The organism is Candidatus Binataceae bacterium, from assembly GCA_035508495.1.
Classification (GTDB): Bacteria; Desulfobacterota; Binatia; order Binatales; family Binataceae; genus JASHPB01.
Genome location: DATJMX010000002.1, coordinates 15,272 through 34,597, shown reverse-complemented (window position 1 = coordinate 34,597; position 19,326 = coordinate 15,272). Strand labels below are relative to the sequence as shown.

At 61.7% G+C, this 19,326-nt stretch carries 14 protein-coding genes and 1 pseudogene; 12 read left to right on the top strand and 3 right to left on the bottom strand.

The window, feature by feature from the left end; translation table 11 throughout:
- Window positions 1-9: 9 nt before the first annotated feature.
- The 3 genes and pseudogenes from VMA09_01215 to VMA09_01205 all read left to right on the top strand — a co-directional run bounded on the left by VMA09_01215 (window position 10) and on the right by VMA09_01205 (window position 1,101).
- On the top strand, window positions 10-303 hold the full coding sequence (locus VMA09_01215; protein ID HUA32195.1) for a hypothetical protein: 294 nt from the start codon (window positions 10-12) through the stop codon (window positions 301-303).
- A 12-nt stretch (window positions 304-315) separates the two neighbouring features.
- Window positions 316-567, top strand: a pseudogene (locus VMA09_01210) (redoxin domain-containing protein).
- Between the two features lie 57 nt (window positions 568-624).
- Window positions 625-1,101 (top strand): protein-disulfide reductase DsbD domain-containing protein, encoded by a 477-nt coding sequence (locus tag VMA09_01205; protein HUA32194.1) that lies wholly within the window; start codon window positions 625-627, stop codon window positions 1,099-1,101.
- Between the two features lie 62 nt (window positions 1,102-1,163).
- Here VMA09_01205 and VMA09_01200 read toward each other — a convergent pair whose 3' ends face one another.
- The 3 genes from VMA09_01200 to VMA09_01190 form a co-directional block, all read right to left on the bottom strand.
- Entirely contained in the window at window positions 1,164-2,438 is a 1,275-nt protein-coding gene (locus tag VMA09_01200) for a hypothetical protein (protein HUA32193.1), read from the bottom strand.
- Between the two features lie 190 nt (window positions 2,439-2,628).
- Window positions 2,629-3,825 (bottom strand): amidohydrolase family protein, encoded by a 1,197-nt coding sequence (locus VMA09_01195; GenBank protein ID HUA32192.1) that lies wholly within the window; start codon window positions 3,823-3,825, stop codon window positions 2,629-2,631.
- 36 nt (window positions 3,826-3,861) lie between these two features.
- Window positions 3,862-4,788 (bottom strand): cyclase family protein, encoded by a 927-nt coding sequence (locus VMA09_01190; protein HUA32191.1) that lies wholly within the window; start codon window positions 4,786-4,788, stop codon window positions 3,862-3,864.
- A gap of 94 nt (window positions 4,789-4,882) precedes the next feature.
- On the opposite strand from VMA09_01190, the gene VMA09_01185 reads away from it, so the two are divergent.
- From VMA09_01185 to gltB, 9 genes are all read left to right on the top strand, one after another.
- Window positions 4,883-6,373 carry a SagB/ThcOx family dehydrogenase gene (locus VMA09_01185; GenBank protein ID HUA32190.1) on the top strand — a complete coding sequence of 497 codons (1,491 nt, stop codon included), beginning with the start codon at window positions 4,883-4,885 and terminating at the stop codon, window positions 6,371-6,373.
- Between the two features lie 254 nt (window positions 6,374-6,627).
- On the top strand, window positions 6,628-8,286 hold the full coding sequence (locus VMA09_01180; protein ID HUA32189.1) for an APC family permease: 1,659 nt from the start codon (window positions 6,628-6,630) through the stop codon (window positions 8,284-8,286).
- A 75-nt stretch (window positions 8,287-8,361) separates the two neighbouring features.
- Window positions 8,362-9,234, top strand: coding sequence for a protein phosphatase 2C domain-containing protein (locus VMA09_01175; GenBank protein ID HUA32188.1), 873 nt, complete (start codon window positions 8,362-8,364; stop codon window positions 9,232-9,234).
- Between the two features lie 80 nt (window positions 9,235-9,314).
- Window positions 9,315-10,334, top strand: coding sequence for a serine/threonine-protein kinase (locus VMA09_01170; GenBank protein HUA32187.1), 1,020 nt, complete (start codon window positions 9,315-9,317; stop codon window positions 10,332-10,334).
- Complete coding sequence (amt, locus tag VMA09_01165; protein ID HUA32186.1) at window positions 10,331-11,764, top strand: ammonium transporter; 1,434 nt, start codon at window positions 10,331-10,333, stop codon at window positions 11,762-11,764. Before VMA09_01170 ends, amt begins: the two co-directional genes overlap by 4 nt.
- Before the next feature lie 138 nt (window positions 11,765-11,902).
- Window positions 11,903-12,709, top strand: a complete 807-nt coding sequence (locus VMA09_01160; GenBank protein HUA32185.1) for an enoyl-CoA hydratase-related protein — start codon at window positions 11,903-11,905, stop codon at window positions 12,707-12,709.
- A complete protein-coding gene (locus VMA09_01155; GenBank protein HUA32184.1) occupies window positions 12,706-13,920 on the top strand; it encodes a serine hydrolase in 1,215 nt (404 codons plus the stop codon). Before VMA09_01160 ends, VMA09_01155 begins: the two co-directional genes overlap by 4 nt.
- 276 nt (window positions 13,921-14,196) lie before the next feature.
- On the top strand, window positions 14,197-14,757 hold the full coding sequence (locus tag VMA09_01150; GenBank protein HUA32183.1) for an Lrp/AsnC family transcriptional regulator: 561 nt from the start codon (window positions 14,197-14,199) through the stop codon (window positions 14,755-14,757).
- 2 nt (window positions 14,758-14,759) lie between these two features.
- Window positions 14,760-19,316 (top strand): glutamate synthase large subunit, encoded by a 4,557-nt coding sequence (gene gltB / locus VMA09_01145; protein HUA32182.1) that lies wholly within the window; start codon window positions 14,760-14,762, stop codon window positions 19,314-19,316.
- The last annotated feature ends 10 nt before the right edge of the window (window positions 19,317-19,326 follow it).

Here is a 19,326-nt window from a genome sequence, read left to right as displayed (position 1 = left end):
AGCGAATCGATGGGCGCATCAGAGGAAAAGACGAGAGCTGCCACGTCGCAGCTCGATCCTGCACGCAAAGCGGCGGTATTCACCGACGTGCTGCGCCAGTTCGGCAGCGGCCAGAAAGTCGATCCCGCGGATTGGGCGGATTTCGTCAGGGCGCAGAATGAGGGCCTCGTGACCGGTCCCGAGGCGGGCCAGCGAGTTCCCGATTTTGAGCTGGCGGATCAGAACGGCAGGAGCTGGAAGCTCAATGATCTGATGGGTGCGAACGGGTTGCTGCTCGTTTTCACGCGCAGCGCCGATTGGTGACCCTACTGCCGCAGCCAGCTCGTTGAGCTGGAGCAATCGCGCGCGGCGCTTGAGGCGGAAGGTATCCACGTCGCGGCGATCAGTTACGATTCGCAGGCCGTGCTGAGACGTTTCGGCGACGCGCAGAAGATCGGCTTCCCCATGCTCTCGGACAACGGCAGCGCCGTTATCCGCAAGTTCGGCATCCTTAACACCAACGTTCCCGAAGGCCATCCGTTCTACGGCATCCCGTTTCCCGGCGACTATCTGCTCGGCGCCGATGGAACCGTCCGTGAAAAGCTCTTCCTGCCTGATTACCAGACGCGCGCGAGTGCTGCCGAAGTGCTGCTGCGCGATTTCGGCAAGACCAACGGCGGACACTCCGTCACGATCCGCGCCGAAGATGTCGAAGCGAAGCTGACGTTGTCGTCGGGCCGCGTCGTTCCAGCCCAGCAGATCGCGGTCGCGATCGAGTTCACGATCGCGCCGGGCTGGCACATCTACGGCCAGCCGCTGCAGCAATCGTACGTCGCGACCGAGGTAGCATTCGATACGAGCCTCGTCGCGACTCAGGCTTATGATTTTCCGCCGGCGACGCCGGTTAACTTCGAATCACTGGGAGAGCGCCTGCCGGTTTACTCCGGCAGTTTCAAAGCGACCGGCCGAATCATCACGAAGCTCGGCATCAAGCCCGGAGAGTACAAGTTAGCCGGCACGCTCAAGTTCCAGGAATGTAGCGATCAGATCTGCAAGCTGCCGCAGAAGATCGCATTCGAGATTCCAATCCAGATCGAAGCAATGGCCGCCGCGGCAAAGTAGCACACCGCGGCGGCAGGGTGAGGTTATTTAAGATGCACCGATCGCGCGAAGCGCGATGATCGTCAGGGTTCCACGAGGTAGCGAGCTACAGCAAACCTGACACCCGAGTCCAAAGCGAAGGCGTTGCCTCCGGCGACAATTTTCCCATCGGACTGGAGAGCGACTCCATTCGCGGCGTCGTACCGCAAAATATCAAACGGCCCTTCCACGAATTGAGTGCTTACAATCCCACTCTGCCCGAATGTGAGGTCGAGGCTTCCGGAAGGCAGTACCCGCGCGATTTTGAACGCCGTGCCTGCTCGGTCTGGGCCTGCGCTATACCCCGCCACAACGATATCGCCAACCGTATCTCCCGCGGACTCGATTGCGATCGCGTTCGGATGCGCGTCCAATCCGCCCACACCGAAACTGAGCTTGCCGGTGCCATTGAAACTGGGATCGAGAGCGCCATCGGTCTTGTTCAAACGTGCCACGTAAAAGGCATTCGAGATCGAATACTGGCGAGAGCCGGCGGCGACGATCTGGCCGTCTCCGTCGATAGCAACGGCACGTGCATACTCGCATTCGTGGGCCGCGAACTGGACGACACTCGCTCCGCCAGTTCCAAAGCTGGCGTCCGCCGTGCCGTCGGCGAGAAACCGCGCGACTACAAATTCGCCGCAAGCGGCGGTCCCGGTCATTCCCCCGATTACGATTCCATCGTCGCTCTGGATCGCGATGGCGGAGGCACGTGCGATGGAATTGCCGAGAGTGGTTTTCACTACGCCATTGGTTCCGAAAGTCGTGTCGAGGCTGCCATCGGTGTCAAAGCGCATCAAAATGAGTTCATTGTTTTCCGCCGTCCCGTTGGTTGAGTCGGTGCCGGCGACGACGTACTTGCCGCTTGATTGCGTCGCGATCGACGTTCCGTATCCAAATGGATGGCCCGATACTCTGTGCAATACCAACCCGCCAACTCCGAAGCTTGAGTCCAAGCTGCCATTTGGCTTGTATTTCGCGAGTGAAAACTCGGTTGGCGTCGCTCCGGCAGCGACGATCGCGGCGTCCGAGGGCAGGATAACAGCGGAGAATCCGCGCCCGGCGGCCGGGTTGGTTACCTCACCATCTTTGCCAAAACTGGTGTCACGGGAGCCATCGGGATTAAGCCGGAGCAGAAGTTCGCCCTCCTGATTGGCATCCAATCCGGTGAGCACTGTGTCTCCATCGTTCTGAATCGCTACGTTTTCCGCGCGGCCGGAAGGCCCAACGACCTTTCCGGCAGCACCAAAGGTGGGATCCAGATTACCCGGAGCGCAGTGAGCGGTGCTCGGAAAAGCAGTGCTTGCCAGGAAAGCCACCGCTAAGGTTACAGGCCACGAGATATAATTCAGACTTCCGCTCCGTCTGACCATGAAACCCCCAATCGTGAATGAAAGATTTATCGGTTCGGCTAAAAGCGGCGAGACGAAGCTAAAGGATGCTTTAGTTATTGTCAACCTCTCCCGTGACGTAACGGGAGAGGGTTCAGAGAGAGGTGATGACTTTTAGTTAAATCTTGTAAACCTGGGCGACGTTTTCGCCGAGGATTGCGCGCTTGCCGGAATCTTTCATCGGCGCGATGAGGCCTTGCAGTTCTTCGAGGTAGTTGCCCGGGTGGTCGGGATGCGGGTAGTCGCTGGCCCAGAAGAACTTGTTCTCACCGACGATGTCCATCATGGCCGCGATCGTGCGCTCGTCGGGATCCGCCGAGATGTAGCATTGGCGCTTGAAGTAGTAGGACGGCTTTTCCTTGAGGCGCACCGTCGCGCCGAGCGTCGTGCCGTTGAAGATCGCGTCGGCGCGATCGAGGAAGTAGCCGATCCATCCGGCCTGCGCTTCGAGCACGACCGTGCGCAGCTTCGGGAAGCGATCGAATACTCCGAGCTGGAAGAACGTGGCGAAGGCGTGCTGCACGCCCTGCGCCGCGAACAGATCGAAGTACCACGCGGCCCACTGGAAATTGTCGTAGCGGTGATGGATGCCGTAGTCCGCCGGCTCGAAGGTCGGATGAATCGCGAACGGCACGTCGAGCTCCTGCGCGACGGCGAAGACGCGATCGTGAGCCGCATCGCCATGCGGCACGCGCGTGATGGTGAACGGGCAGACGAACGCGCCTTTGCATCCGTCTTTCACTGCGCGCTCGAGCTCGCGCGCCGCTTCGGCCGGATCGCCGAGCGAGATGTGCGCGATGGGAACGAGGCGGCCGCCGGAGTCGCGGCAGAAATCGGCGATCCATCGATTGTAGGCGCGGCAGTACGCGGCTGAGAGTTCCGCGTCGAACAACTCCGCTTCCCACAGGAGCCCGATCGTCGGATACAGGATCGCCTTCGCCATCTGCTCCTGGTCGAGCAGCTTGAGGCGCTCCTTCATGTCCATCGTGCCGAAGGCCGCGCCCTTGAGGTACGTATCCTCCGGCTTGGGAGTCATGCGGCGCACGTCTTCGGGTTTGACCTCGCCCTTCATCAAGCTTTCGCGCATCTTGCGCGCGTCATCGACCTTGCGGCCCATCCCGCCGAGCGAGCCGAGCAGGCCGGCCGTCGTCATCTTGGCGCGCTTCTGATCGATCTCGAGATATTCGAAACCGTCGTCGCCAACGCGGATCCGCATCGCACGTTCGCGATACTTGGGATCGATGTACTTGTCCCAGAGATCGGGCGGCTCAAGGATATGACCGTCGCAATCGATAACTGTCGCTTCCGTTTTCATTGCATCAGCTCCAAGGAGTTTCGATTTGATTGTCGATCAGAAAATCGCCAGCGGATTCACCGGCGACGCCGTGCCGCGCTCGAGGATCAGCGGCGCGAGGATGAACTGGAACTCGTAGCGCTTGAGGCGATGGGCCGCTGCGCTGACGGCGTCGAGGTCGGCGTTGTCGATCAGATGCATCCCCATCGTGACGAGCGTGCCGACGTGGATTGGCAGCGGAATATCGTCGTAGCCGCTGGAGATAACGTCGCTCACGCCGTCGCATCCGAGCATCGCGATCTTGCGCTCGTGCAGCCAGGGCAGGCAGGTCGCGTCGAGGCCCGCCATCCCGCCGCGCATCGGCTCCCACGCGCCCTTGGCCTTGCGCCGCGCCGAGCGCCCGGTGCGAAGCATCAGCACGTCACCTTCCTGGACGCGCGCACCGTGCGCCTTTTCCGCGGCGTCCAGATCTTCGGGAAAGATACGTGCGCCCGGCTCCATCCAATCGACGTTCTGCAGCCGCGGGATGTCGATCAGCACGCCGCGCGTGACGATGCCCTCGCGCGCGACCGTGATCGCGCACTTACGTGCGCCGTGCGAGCCGACCTCGCTCGCGTCGAAGCCGTTGTACATCTTCTTTTGCCAGAACACGTGGCAGAGCGCGTCGATATGCGTGTTGGCCATGCCATGCGGCGCGATCGCGAAGTAGTCGCCCGAGTAGGGCAGCGCCTGGTGATGAGCGTCATTGCCGGATTGCACCATCAGATGCGTCACGGGAGTGGGATTATCGGCGGCGGGCATCGTCGCGAGCGGCAGCGCCATCGAAACGCTCTCACCCGTTTGCACGAGCCTGGCGGCTGCGGCGCTCTTGGCGGGCGTGATGAAATTGAGCGCGCCGCGCTCGTCATCCTTGCCCCAACGACCCCAGTTGCTGAGCTTCTCGAACAACCCCCTGACTTCCGAAGACGAGAGCCGCGCCGCCATGTTAGATTCTCCGTAGTTGGATTTGAGTCCCTAATAGCACAGGCGGCGCCGATCGGAATAACTGAACGACCGGTATGGCGCGGGCGTGAGGAACGTGGCAAACGACTACATCGACGCGGCTCGGCTCTATCACGAGATCACCAAGCATTCGTACACCAGCGTGCGCACGGCGATGCATCGGCTCGACTGGGAAAATCGGCCGATGCCTTACAAGGTGTATCCGCATGCGGCGTCGGTCGCGCTGCCGCGCGATATTGCCCTCGCCTCGATACCGACGCTCGAGGCGATCGCCACTGAGACGCGGCAGGATCTGAACACGCCGATCGGAGTCGAGAACCTGACGCGAATCTTCTTTTCGTCCGACGGGCTTACGAAGCATCGACGCGTCGATGGCATGGATTATCACTTCCGCGCGGCGCCATCGGCGGGAGCGCTCTATCCAATCGAGATTTACCTGGCCGTCGCGGACGTCGAGGGTATCGAGGCCGGGCTCTATCATTTCTCGCCGGCGGACCTGAAGTTGCGCGGACTCAGGCGCGGCGACTGGCGCGAGCTTATCGCGCGAGCGGCCGCGAGTCGGCCATCGCTCCGCGAGGCGCGCGCGATCGTGATGCTCACCGCGATCTTCTGGCGCAGCACCTGGAAGTATCGCGCGCGCGGATATCGCTACTGCTTCTGGGACGCCGGCACGATGCTCTCGAACATGCTCACCGCGACCGCGGCGGATTCGATACCGGCTGAAGTCGTAACTGCATTCGCGGATCCTCCGCTCGAAGAGCTGCTTGGAATCGACGGCGATCGCGAGGCGATGGTCGCGCTGATTCCTCTCGGCGCCGATGCGAAGCCGGTGCAGCCCTCGCCCGAGCTCTCGCCGTTTCCCTTCGAATCGGTGCCGCTATCGTCCGAGCAGGTTGACTACGAGGATCTGCGCAAGATTCAGCGCGAGGCGCGGCTCATCACTGTCGATGAGGTCGCATCGATCGCCGACGCGCCAATCACCGATGCGCCTGGATCTGCCGGCGAGTCCCTCCGCTTTGAGCCCGCCTCCGATTCACTCGCACTCGGTGAGACGATTCTGCGCCGCGGCTCCACGCGCATCTTCGCCCAGGAACCGATCGAGGCGAGCGAGCTGCAATCGATCATGATCGCATCGAACGCTCATCTGCGAGCCGATGTCCCGAGCCTCGTCGAAACCTATCTGATCGTGAACGCCGTCGACGGGATGGCGTCCGGCTCCTACTACTTCGATCGCGTCTCGGGCGGATTCCAGCTGCTGCGACAGGACAACTTTCGCCGAGAGGCCGGGTATTTGTGCCTCGAGCAGCCACTCGGCATGGATTGCTCCGCGCTCATCGTTTACATGGCCGACCTCGAGCGCGCGCTGAAAGCTCTGGGCAATCGCGGCTATCGCGATGCACATCTCGAGGCGGGCGTGATGGGCGGGCGCGCCTACCTTGCCGCCTATTCTCTGGGCCGCGGCGCCACCGGGCTCACATTCTACGACGACGACACGACCCGCTTCTTCGAGCCCCATGCGGCAGGCAAGAGCCCCATCCTGATGGTCGCGGTAGGTGCTGCCGCTTAGGTCAGCCCCTTATAGGCTTGGGTCAAGCGTTCATAGACATCAGAGACTAGGTTTCATCACCGAAAAGGGTGAGCGCTGATGACTTGTTGACGGGCGACTGCCCGTCAATTGAGCAGTGCGCAATGTAATCGCAACGCAAATCATTGCATTTCGCATGGCACCCTCCTTGCGTTTCGCACTCGGCTGCAATCCGTGTGGAGACGGATGGCGCTGGCTCAGCGGCACAACGCCGCGGCGCTCGACAAGGAGGAGAAATGGCAGAAGCAACCGAAAAAAAGATGGTGCCCACGCTAGGCTTGACCGGGGTCACGGTCAACGCCATGGCGCTGATCGCACCGGGCGCCTTCCTGTGGATTACATTCGTCCAGCAGGCAGGCTACGCATATCCGTCAGGCCTCGCGATGTGGTCAGGCATTTTCGTCGCCTTGCTGCTCGCATATGCGACGGCGATCTCGTATTCCGAACTGGCCAAGCTTTACCCCGGCGCTGGCAGTTCATACTTGTTCGCGGAGCAGGCGTTTCTCGGCAAAACGCATGCGTACAAGTTCGCGCGTGTAGCTAAATTCGTCGTCGGCTGGGCGTCACATCTTTATTACTGGATGTATCCCGGCGTCATGGTCGCGACGATGGGCATCATGATCGGCTACATCATCGGCACCTTCGCGCCGAACACGATCAATGCGTCGATTCCGGGTCCGGTGTTCATGGCGCTGATCGCGGTCATCTTCTCGTTCGCGGTAGCGTGGATCGCCTTCCAGGGCGTCAACGGCTCGACCATGGTCAACATCGCCATCAACGGCATCCAGATCGTTGCGCTGCTGTTTTTCACCGCGCTTGCCGTTGCATATCGCATGGGCCATCCCGCGGGATCGACGGGCCTCGCGCTCGACGGTACCTCATCGAAGCTCGCGTACTCGCTGGTGGGCGACCATCCGGCGCATCCGAACGCGCTCTCGGTCTTCATGCCGCATAACTTCAGCTGGGTCATGCTGCAGGCGACTGTCGCAATCCTGCTGCTGGTCGGATTTGAGTCCGTCACCGCGCTTGGCGAAGAAGCGAAGAACCCGACCAAGGACATCCCGCGCGGTGTTCTGCTGTCGCTCACGATCCAGGGTCTGTTCTGCTACCTGATCGAATACTTCGGCGCCAACTACTTCCTGAACAGCGCTTACAGCCTTGCCGATGCGAAAGGCTCGGCGGCGCCTCTCGGCGATATGATGACGATCGTCGGCAACGCGATGCTCGGCGGTCATGGCCAGGCGTTCATGTTGATCGAAGCGCTGACTGTGTTCCTGGCGCTGATTGGCACCACGCTGAGCTGCATTAACACTGGAGCGCGCGTGACCTACGCGATGGGCCGCGACGAGGAAATTCCCGAGCACTTCGGCCTGCTGCATGGCGAGAACCTGACTCCGCATCGCGCGATCTGGACGCTCGCGACGATCTCGGCGGTGCTTGGTGCGTACGCTGCGCTGTTCTACTTCGCTGGCGGTTCGGCGCCCGACGACAAGACGATCGCGACGCTGCCGCACAACATCTGGTACGCGATCGGAATGAGCTCGAATGCCTCGTTGTCCGCGCTGCCCAACGGATTGTTGCTGGTAACGCTGACCTCGAACTTCGGCACCTTCCTACTATATGGATTAACTAATATCGTCTGCATCGTGGCTTTCCGCGAGCATCACTCGTTCCATGGCTTCAAGCACGCAGTGGTGCCGATCTTCGGCGCGATCGCCAACTTCGCCTGCCTGGCCTTCTACGTCATCGGTCCACTGGAGGGTCTTGGCAGCGTGAAGGAGCCTCTGCTCGCGGTTGCGATCTCCCTAATCTGGGCCATCTACGGCGGCATTTACTTCATGCGCAACTCGAAGAAGAAGGGCAAGGAGACGATTCTCGTCACGAAACCGGCTTGAAGATTTACACCTAACCCGAACCTCCGGGGGTGAACCGCACGGGACCGCGGTTCGCCCCCGAACCATTTGCGTTAAATGAACGGAGCCGAGTCCCACGAGGATACGAACATCCTGCTAGAGACGCAGTCCGCGATGTTGCCTGACGATGCCACGGAGCGAAAGTTCGATCTCGCGATGCTCAGCGATGTCGGCACCAAGCGCTCCGGCAACGAGGATTCGTTCGGCCACTTCGTCGAGAACGATGACAGTGTGTTGTTCGTCGTCTGCGACGGAGTAGGCGGCTATGAGGGCGGCGAAGTCGCCAGCGCGCTCGCAGTTGAGACGACGATCCAGGCCTATCGCGATAGCAATCCCGCCTGGGGACCCGCCAAGCGGCTCCATCGCGCGGTCCAGCAAGCCAACATCGAGATTCACAATAAGGCGCTGACAGTCCCCGAGCTGCGCGCGATGGCGACGACGCTCACCGCGGCGGTCGTCGAAAAGGGCATCCTGTCGGCGGCTCACGTCGGCGATTGCCGCCTCTATCTCGCGCGTCATCACAAGATCACGCAGATCACGAAGGATCACACTGCCGTTGGCGAGCGCGTCAGGATGGGCCTGCTGTCAGCCGAGGCCGCGCGGACGCACCCTGAACGCTCGCTTATCCTGCGGAGTCTTGGGCGCGATCTGATCGTGTCGGTCGATCGGATCTCGATGCCGCTGATCAAGGGCGACCGGCTGATTCTTTGCAGCGACGGCCTGCACGGCGTGCTCGAAAGTCATGAGCTCGAATATGCGACGCGCGAGGTCGATCCCGAAACCGCATGCCGGCGCATGATCGAGGAAGCCAACTCGCGCGGCACTCCCGATAATCTGACCTGCGCGATTTTCAGAATGAACGCCGATACCGGCCATGTCCCCACCGACGGCGGATTCTTCGAGCGCTTGCGCGGCTGGTTCGGCCGCTAATCGTCGCCACTCACGATTGATGCTCGTCCACCGCGATGTTAACGTCCGCTGACCGCTCGCTCCGCGAGCCGGCCTAAACGATGCGCGAGGTCAGTGTTGGAGAAAGCGTCGATCAGTACAACCTGACCGAGGTGATCGCACGCAGCGGGATGGCCTCGATCTTCAAAGGGGTCGACAGGCTCGACGGCGACCGAATCGTCGCAATCAAAGTTCCTTACATGCAGTTCGAAAGCGACGTGGTTTTCTACGGCCGCTTTCAGCGCGAGGAGGAAGTTGGCCGCCGCCTCGATCATCCCAACATCATCAAGGTCCTGACCCCGCGTCATAAAAGCCGGATGTACATCGCGATGGAGTTCGTCGAAGGAACTTCACTGCGAGCGATGATCCGCGACGGCCAGGGTCTGCCGACCGAGCAGGCGCTCGATATCGCAAAGCAAATCGCGGGCGCGGTCGTGTATATGCATGGCCAGGGCGTAGTGCATCGCGATCTCAAGCCCGAGAACATCCTGATCACGGCCGCGGGCCAGGTCAAAATCATGGACTTCGGGATTGCGCTCGATGAGTCGGCGCGGCGCCTCACCTGGTCGGGCCTGTCCTCGACCATCGGCACACCGGATTATATGGCGCCCGAACAGGTCAGCGGGCGGCGCGGCGACGTGCGCACCGATATCTACGCGCTCGGCGTGATGCTGTTCGAAATGCTGACCGGCAACCTGCCGTACTCGGCCCCCAACGTCTACGGCGTCATGAAGGCCAAGACCGCTGAGGATCCGCAGCCGCCCTCGGCCTTCCAGCCCGATATCGATCCGCATCTCGAAGAAATCATCCTGCACGCGATCGAACGCAACCCGCGTAACCGTTATGAAACCGCGTCGCAGCTCTTGGAGGATCTCAAGAATCCCGCCGAAGTCGTAGTGCACAATCGTGCCGAGAAGCTGCATCCCCGCAGCCTTGCGTTGCAACGCGCGCGGCGCGCCATCGCATTCGGTGCATTCTTCATCTCGCTGATCGGAATTTTCATATTTCTGATCTGGCTGGCCAATCGCTATCCGGCCACGCCCGGACCCAAAGATAAAACCTATCGGGGACAGCTCAGATGATTAAAACCGCGCGCCTAATCCGGATCAGCGTCGCGGGCACGATCGCGATCGTGCTGCTCGCGCGCAGTGCGCATGCGCAATCGCTCGCCTCGAATCCCGGCATCGACTTCTCGCTCAACCTCGCCTGGGTGTTGATCGGCGGCTTTCTCGTGATGTTCATGCAGCTCGGTTTCGCGATGCTCGAGACCGGCTTCACGCGCGCCAAGAATGCAGTCAATACGATGGCGATGAACCTGATCGTCTATCCGATCGGCGTCATCGGATTCTGGTTCTGCGGCTATGCGTTCATGATGGGCGGGGTGCATATCTGGCCGTCACTGATGGCGTCGCCGGGGATGCATCATGAGCTGCACCTCACGATCGCCGGGCACGAATGGGGTCTTATCGGCTTTGCCAAATTCGCGCTGATCGACGTGAGTCACGATCCCGCGAGCCTCGCGATGTTCCTGTTCGCGGTCGTCTTCATGGATACCGCGGCGACGATTCCCACCGGCGCGATGGCCGAGCGATGGAAGTTCTCGGCATTCACGATCTACGGCTTCTTCATGTCGATGTTCCTCTACCCGCTCTATGGCAACTGGGTGTGGGGAGGAGGATGGCTCTCCCAGCTCGGCACCAATCTCGGGCTCGGTCACGGCCAGGTCGATTTCGCGGGCTCCGCGGTGGTGCACATGACCGGCGGCGTGACCGCACTCGCGGGCGCAATCATACTGGGCCCGCGCATCGGCAAATTCCGCCGTGACGGCGCGATCGGCGCGCTGCCCGGACACAATCTGCCAATGGCGATAAGCGGGACGTTAATCCTGGCTTTCGGATGGTTCGGCTTCAACGCCGGCTCGACGCTCGCCGCGACCGATCAGCGCATCGGACTGATCGCCGCCAATACGATGCTCGCGTCGTCGGCGGGTGCACTGTCGGCGCTCTTCTACCTGTGGCATCGCTTCCACAAACCCGACATCGCGATGGCTTGTAATGGCCTGCTGGGCGGTCTCGTCGCGATCACCGCGCCATGCGCGTTCGTATCTCCGGTAGCGGCGCTCCTGATCGGCGTAGTCGGCGGGATGCTGGTAGTGTGGACGGTGATCGAGCTCGAAAGACGCTTCCGCGTTGACGATCCGATCGGCGCGATCGCGGTTCACGGCGTATGCGGCGCATGGGGCGCGCTCGCCCTCGGCATCTTCGCCGACGGCACCTACGGCGACGGCTGGAATGGCGTAGCCGGTCCGATCCGCGGCCTCCTCTACGGCGACGTCGGCCAGTTCACCGCTCAGTTGATCGGAATCACCGTCAACGCGCTGGTCGTTTTCGGCATCGCCTATGCCTTCTTCACCCTGGTAGAGCGCACGATCGGCAACCGCGTGCTGGTCGAGGTGGAATTCAACGGCCTCGACGCACTCGAAATGGGCAGCGACGCCTACCCGCACGTGTGAGCAGGCCGACACTCTCTGTCAGGGCTTCTGGTCATCTAAAGGTTTTCATGCAGATACCGCCTCTAGCCGAGGCCCCTGCTTTTGCGCGAACATCGCGGCGAATGCCAACCCTTGCGCGCATCATTGGGAGGTCGTCTCATGCCCTTCGCCAACATCATCGTTGAGAAGCAGGATCGCATCGGCACGCTCACGCTCAACCGGCCTGAGAAGCTCAACGCGATGACGCCGGCGCTTATCGCCGAGTTTGGCGAGGCGCTCACGCAAATCGAAAAGGACGCCGACATCAAGGTGCTCGTCATCCGCGGCGCCGGTCGCGCGTTTTGCACCGGCTACGATCTGACTGCCGGACTCAACGACGGCAGCGCCGAGCGCTACACCGTCGATCACGATCAGCAGGCGCTGCAGCGTTACGTCGAGCATTGGCTCCGCCTGCGCGACCTGCCCAAACCCGTTATCGCGATGGTGCATGGATACTGCCTCGCGGGCGGCAGCCAGCTCGCGATCTCATGCGACATGATCTTTGTGGCGGAGAATGCGCGTATCGGATTTCCGTCGATCCCGGCGGGCGCGGGATATGTCAGCGCGTTCTGGAACTGGATGGTCGGGCCGCATCGCACGAAGTACCTGGCCTTCCTGCCGGGCAGCAAGATCACCGGCATCGAGGCCGAGCGCATGGGCTTCGCCACGCGCGCGTTTCCCGACGACAAGCTCGAAGAGGAAACTTACAGCTACGCGCGCCGCGTCGCGAAAGTGCCGGCGCAGAAGCTCCGGCTCGAAAAGCTCGGCATCAATCGCGCGATGGATCTGCGCGGCTTCCGCGCCTCGGTGCTCGCGGGCGCCGAGTACGATGCGATCTTTCACTTCGGTCCGGGCAACGACGAAATCCGCAAGGTGCAGAAAGAGCGCGGCCTCAAGGGCGCGATCCAGTGGTACGAGGAGAAGTGAGAACGCGAGCGCTCTTCGCTCTGCTTTTCGGTTTCTTCACGATCATCTCCGCAGGTTCGATTTGTCAGGCGGGAGCGATGCCGCGGGATCGCCGCGACGTTCTCGATCCGCAATACACTTCCGAATCGTTCCGCCACATGGCGGAGCTTTTTCCGACGCATACGATCTCGCGCGGCGGGCCAATCTCCGATTTGCCGTCCGATCCGCGGCCGCTCGCAGTATCAATCGAAGGCGACAACGGAAAGTTGAGCCTCGATGACGTGTTGTCAAAGACGCGCACGAGCGGGTTTCTCGTGATCAAAAACGGCAAGGTCGTGATGGAGCGCTACTTCAATGGCGCCGACGCGAAGACGCACTTCACGTCATGGTCGGTGGCGAAGTCGTTCACCTCGACGCTCGCCGGGCTCGCGCTAGCCGAAGGCAAAATCAAAGACGTGCACACTCCCGCGAGCGACTACATTCCGCAGCTTAAAGGCTCCGGCTACGAGGGCGTCAGCATCAAGAACATTCTCGAGATGTCGTCCGGGATCGATTTCGTCGAAGATGCGACGCCGACGCATCGCAGCGACGTGATGTACATGTGGCAGCACATCCTCGTCGACGAGGACGGGCGGCTGAACGACTATGCCGCCTCGCTCAAGCGCGCGGAGCCGCCCGGCGAGCGCTTCGTTTATCGCAGCGTCGATGCGCAGGTGCTCGGCTGGCTCGTGAAGAACGTTACGGGCAAGTCGCCGTCGGATTACCTGAGCGAACGCATCTGGCAGCCGCTCGGAATGGAGAGCGATGCGACGTGGATCACCGACCGCCCAGGGACGGACGGTATGGAAGCGACGTATTGCTGCATCAACGCCACGCTGCGCGACTTCGGGCGCTTCGGCCTGATGCTCGCGCATCGCGGGATGTGGAACGGCAAACAAATTGTTCCCGCGGCGTGGATCGATCAGGCCACGACGCCGCAGGATCACCAGGTTCAGTTCGGCCAGCTCATTGCCGGCTATCCATTCGGTTACGGCTATCAATGGTGGTTGCCGCAGGATCCTCCCGGCTCGTTTGCCGGCGAAGGCGTTTACTTTCAATTTCTGTACGTCGTCCCCCAGGAAGACCTCGTGATAGTCAAGATGAGCGCGGCCGAAAAATACTGGGATGCCGAGCAGGAAACGGAGACGTGGGACGCGTATCGCGCGATCGCGCAGGCGCTGCATAAGAACTGAACAGCACCGCCCGGTCATCACCTTCGGCCGCATCAATTCGATTTCCCACAACTTTGGAAAGCCTGTAAAAAGGGTACCCGGCTTACCTCGCACAGCGACCAGCGGGCCTGATCGCACGATGAAAAGATACCTCGCGAGTGCTCTGGGCCTTAAGCTTTAAGGAATGGGTGATGGCGATTTACACGAAACACTGTTTTATTTGATATTTTCCTTTGAAACCCTTGACTCAACTCCTGTCCGCATTTATGTTCTGCGTCACCGATCGAGGATTACCTTATGAAATTCGGTGGCGAATCGCCTGAACTCGACGCTATCGACTTGCAGATCCTGAGCATCTTGCAGGTCAACGGTCGCATTCCGCTCGTTAAACTCGGCGAGCAAGTCGGGCTCTCCGCGCCTTCGGTCAACGAGCGCGTCAAGAAGCTCGAGGACAGCGGCGTTATCACCGGCTATCACGCCTCCGTCGATGCGCGCCGCCTCGGCAAGGATGTCGGCGCATTCATCGGCGTCTCGATCGCTCACCCCAAAACGATTGCGCTCTTCGAGGAAGCCGTGGCGCTGCTCGAAGACGTGCTCGAATGCCATCACGTCACCGGTCAACACACCGTCATCCTCAAAGTGAAGACCACCGACACTGCCTCGCTTGAGCAGCTCATCAGCACGATCCGCTCAATCGAGGGAGTGGCGCGGACCGAAACGATGGTGGTGCTTTCGACGCATATCGAGCGCGGCACGATCGCCGTTCATCAGAATGGCGACGGACACGAGCCGGCCAACGGCCGTCATCGCCGGCACGCCGTCATCAAGACCGCGCTCTCCGACGCCAAGCGAGGGTGAAGATGCACGACTTCAAGAGCATGCCAAAAGCCCAGGGACTCTACGATCCGGCTCACGAGCACGACGCGTGCGGCGTCGGCTTCGTGGTCAATATCAAGGGCGTGCGCTCGCACGACATCGTTCAGAAAGCCCTGACCGTCCTCGACAACCTGACACATCGCGGCGCCTGCGGATGCGATCCGCGAACGGGCGACGGCGCCGGTATCCTGATCCAGGTTCCGCACGCGTTCCTCGCCAAGGAAACGAAGAAGCTCGGCCTCGAGCTGCCTGCGCCGGGCGACTACGCCGTCGGTCAGGTTTTTCTACCGATAGACGAGAAGAAGCGCCGCGAATGCGAGCAGACCTTCGAGCAAATCGTGCGCGAAGAAGGCCAGACCATCCTCGGCTGGCGCGACGTTCCGATCGTCGAGGGCGAATGCGGCGATATCGCGCGCCGCGGCATGCCCGCGATCCGCCAGGTCTTCATCGCGAAGAGCGCCGACATCAAGGATGCCGAGGCCTTCGAGCGCAAGCTCTACGTCATCCGCAAGCGCGCGCATAACGCGGCCGACAACCTCGGGCTCTTCGATCCGGAGCTCTTTTATTTCTGCAGCCTCTCCGCGATCACGCTGGTGTACAAGGGCCAGCTCATCTCGACTCAGATTCCGTCCTTCTTTCCCGACCTTCGCGATCCCGCGATGGAAACCGCGATCGCGATGGTGCATCAGCGCTTCTCGACCAACACCTTCCCGAGCTGGGACCGCGCCCATCCGTTCCGTTTCATCGCGCACAATGGCGAGATCAACACGCTGCGCGGCAACGAAAACTGGATGCACGCGCGGCAGATGATGTTCGAGTCGCCGCTCTTCGGCAACGACATCAAGAAGCTGCTGCCGATAATCGAGCCGACCCAAACCGACTCCGGCAAGTTCGACAACTCGCTGGAGCTCCTGGTGCGCACCGGGCGCTCGCTGCCGCACGCCGTAATGATGATGATCCCCGAGGCGTGGCAGAACGATCCGCAGATGCCCGCGGGCAAGCGCGCGTTCTACGAATTTCACTCCTCGATGATGGAGCCGTGGGATGGCCCCGCGTCGATTGCATTCACCGACGGCATCCGTATCGGCGCGGTGCTCGATCGCAACGGCCTGCGCCCTTCGCGCTACACGGTCACCAAGGACGGGCTGGTTGTGATGGCGTCGGAGACCGGTGTCCTCGAAATCCCGCCGGAGAATGTGCTGCAGAAAGGGCGGCTTCAGCCCGGGCGGATGTTCCTGATTGATACTTCTCTCGGCCGCATCGTGCAGGACGAGGAAATCAAGCAGACGATGGCCTCGCGCCAGCCGTATCGCCAGTGGCTCGACGATACTCTCGTCAAGCTTGCGGACTTACCGGCCGCACCGTCAGCGCCTCCTGTCGATGGATTCGAAGCCGGCGATTTGCTCAAGCAGCAGCAGTCGTTCGGCTACACGCTCGAGGACTTGAAGATCATTCTCGCGCCGATGGCGGTGAACGGGCAGGAGCCCGTCGGCTCGATGGGCACCGACACTCCGCTCGCGGTGCTGTCGAACAAATCGCAGCCGCTGTTCAACTATTTCAAGCAGCTCTTCGCGCAGGTGACGAATCCGCCGATCGATCCGATTCGCGAGGAAGTCGTCACTTCCGCGCAGACTACGATCGGTTCCGAGCAGAACCTCTTCGAGGAATCGCCCGAGCACTGCCGGCAGTTGATGCTGAAGCAGCCCGTCCTCACCAACGAGGAGCTCGAGCGCATCAAGCGGCTCTCGCGCCCGGGCCTCAAAACCATCACGCTGTCAACTTTGTATCGCGTCGCGGGCGGCGAGGCGGCCCTGCGCGATGCGCTCGACGAACTCTGCCGGAAGGCTTCGCAAGCAATCGTCGACGGCTACACGATCGTCGTGCTCTCAGACCGCGGCGTCAACGCCGAGTACGCTGCGATCCCATGCCTGCTCGCGACCGGCGCCGTGCATCATCATTTCATTCGCGAGGGCACCCGCACGCGCGTCGGCCTCGTCGTCGAATCGGGCGAGCCGCGCGAGTCGATGCATTTTTGCCTGCTCATGGGATACGGCGCGGGCGCGATCAACCCGTATCTCGCCTACGCGACGATGATGGGCATGATTCGCGACGGCCGCCTCAAGGACCTCGACGAAACAACCGTCGTCGATCATTTCATCAAGGCCGTCACCAAGAGCCTCATCAAAGTCGCCTCTAAGATGGGCGTCTCCACCGTGCAGAGCTACCGCGGCGCGCAAATCTTCGAGGCCATCGGGCTCAGCCAGGAAGTAATCGATAAGTATTTCACCTGGACCGCCTCGCGCGTCGGCGGCGTCGGCCTCGACGCGATCCATCGCGAGACCGCCGAGCGGCATCATCATGCGTTCCACGTTTCGCCGAGCCTCGATGGCGAGCTCGACGTCGGCGGCCAGTACCAGTGGCGCCGTCGCGGCGAGCATCACATGTACAACCCGAACACGATTGCGAAGCTTCAGCATTCGGTGCGTTCGGGCAACTACCGCGTGTTCAAGGAATACACGCGCGTCGTTGACGACTACAGCCGCCAGCTTTCAACGCTGCGCGGCCTGCTCAAGTTCAAACCCGATCGCCAGCCGATTCCGCTCGAGCAGGTCGAACCCGCAAGCGAAATCGTGAAGCGCTTCAAGACCGGCGCGATGTCGTTCGGATCGATCAGCAAGGAAGCGCACGAGAACCTCGCGATCGCGATGAACCGCATCGGCGGTAAGAGCAACACCGGCGAAGGCGGCGAGGATCCAGCGCGCTTCGTGCGCGATCCCAATGGCGACTGGCGGCGCAGCGCGATCAAGCAAGTCGCCTCGGCGCGCTTCGGCGTCACGAGTCACTACCTCGTCAACGCTGACGAGCTGCAAATCAAGATGGCGCAGGGCGCCAAGCCCGGCGAAGGCGGGCAGCTTCCGGGTCACAAGGTCGACGACTTTATAGCGAAGATTCGCTACTCGACGCCCGGCGTCGGTCTCATTTCGCCGCCGCCGCATCACGACATTTACTCGATCGAAGACCTCGCGCAGTTGATTCACGATTTGAAGAACTCGAACAACCGCGCGCGGATCAGCGTGAAGCTCGTCGCAGAAGTCGGCGTCGGCACGGTCGCAGCCGGAGTCGCAAAGGCGAAGGCGGACGTCGTTCTGATCAGCGGCTACGACGGCGGCACCGGCGCCTCTCCGCTCCAGTCGATCAAGCACGCGGGTATCCCGTGGGAGCTCGGCCTTGCCGAAACGCAGCAGACGCTCGTGCTCAACGGCCTGCGCGGCAGGATTCATGTCGAAACCGACGGCCAGTTGAAGACCGGGCGCGACGTTGCGATCGCGGCTCTGCTCGGCGCCGAAGAGTTCGGCTTCGCCAGCGCGGCGCTGGTGGCTTCCGGATGCATCATGATGCGTGTTTGTCATCTCAACACCTGCCCGGTCGGAATCGCGACGCAGGATCCGGAGTTGCGCAAGAAGTTCGAAGGCAAGCCCGAGCACGTCGTCAACTTCATGATGTTCATCGCCGACGAGCTGCGCGAATACATGGCGCAGTTGGGCTTCCGCACCCTGGCCGAGATGGTCGGCCACGTCGAATGCCTCGACGCCGACGACGCGATCAGCCACTGGAAGGCGCGTAACGTCGATCTCGCGAAAATCCTGCACAAGCCCGACGTCGGACCCGACGAACCGCTGCACTGCGTCGAGATGCAGGACCACGGCCTCGAAAAAGCGCTTGACAATCAGATTATCGAGCTTGCCGCGGAGGCGCTCGAGCATCGCAAGCCAGTCGAGATCAGTCTGCCGATCAAGAATGTGAATCGCACCGTCGGCACGATGCTGTCGGCGGAGGTCTCGCGCCGCTTCCATGCCGAGGGACTGCCGCCCTACACGGTCCAGATTCACCTGACGGGCTCGGCGGGACAGAGCTTCGGCGCGTGGCTTGCCCCCGGTGTTGCGCTCTTCCTTGAAGGCGACGCCAACGACTACTGCGGCAAGGGGCTCTCCGGCGGATTCATCGCCGTGCGGCCGCCGCGGCAGGCCACGTTCAAGGCCGAGGAGAACATCGTCATCGGCAACACGGCGCTCTATGGCGCGACCAGCGGCGAAGCGTTCTTCCGCGGCGTTGCAGGCGAGCGCTTCGCGGTGCGCAACAGCGGCGCGCATGCGGTCGTCGAAGGCGTCGGCGATCACGGCTGCGAGTACATGACTCGCGGTTTAGTCGTGGTGCTCGGCCAGACCGGGCGCAACTTCGCGGCGGGCATGAGCGGCGGCCTCGCCTATGTGCTCGATGAGGACGGATCGTTCGCATCGAAGTGCAACATGGGCATGGTCGAGCTTGGCCCCGTCAAAGAAGGCGACGAGCTGAAGCAGCTTCACGCGTTGATCGTGCGCCACGGACAATACACCGACAGTGCCGTCGCCGAGCGCATTCTCAAAGAATGGGATTCGTACGCGGCGAAGTTCGTCAAAGTGCTGCCGACCGAGTACCGCATGGTGCTCGAACGTCTGCACCTCAACATGAACAACGACCTCGCGCGGCTCGCGGCGGTCTAGCAGGTGGCAT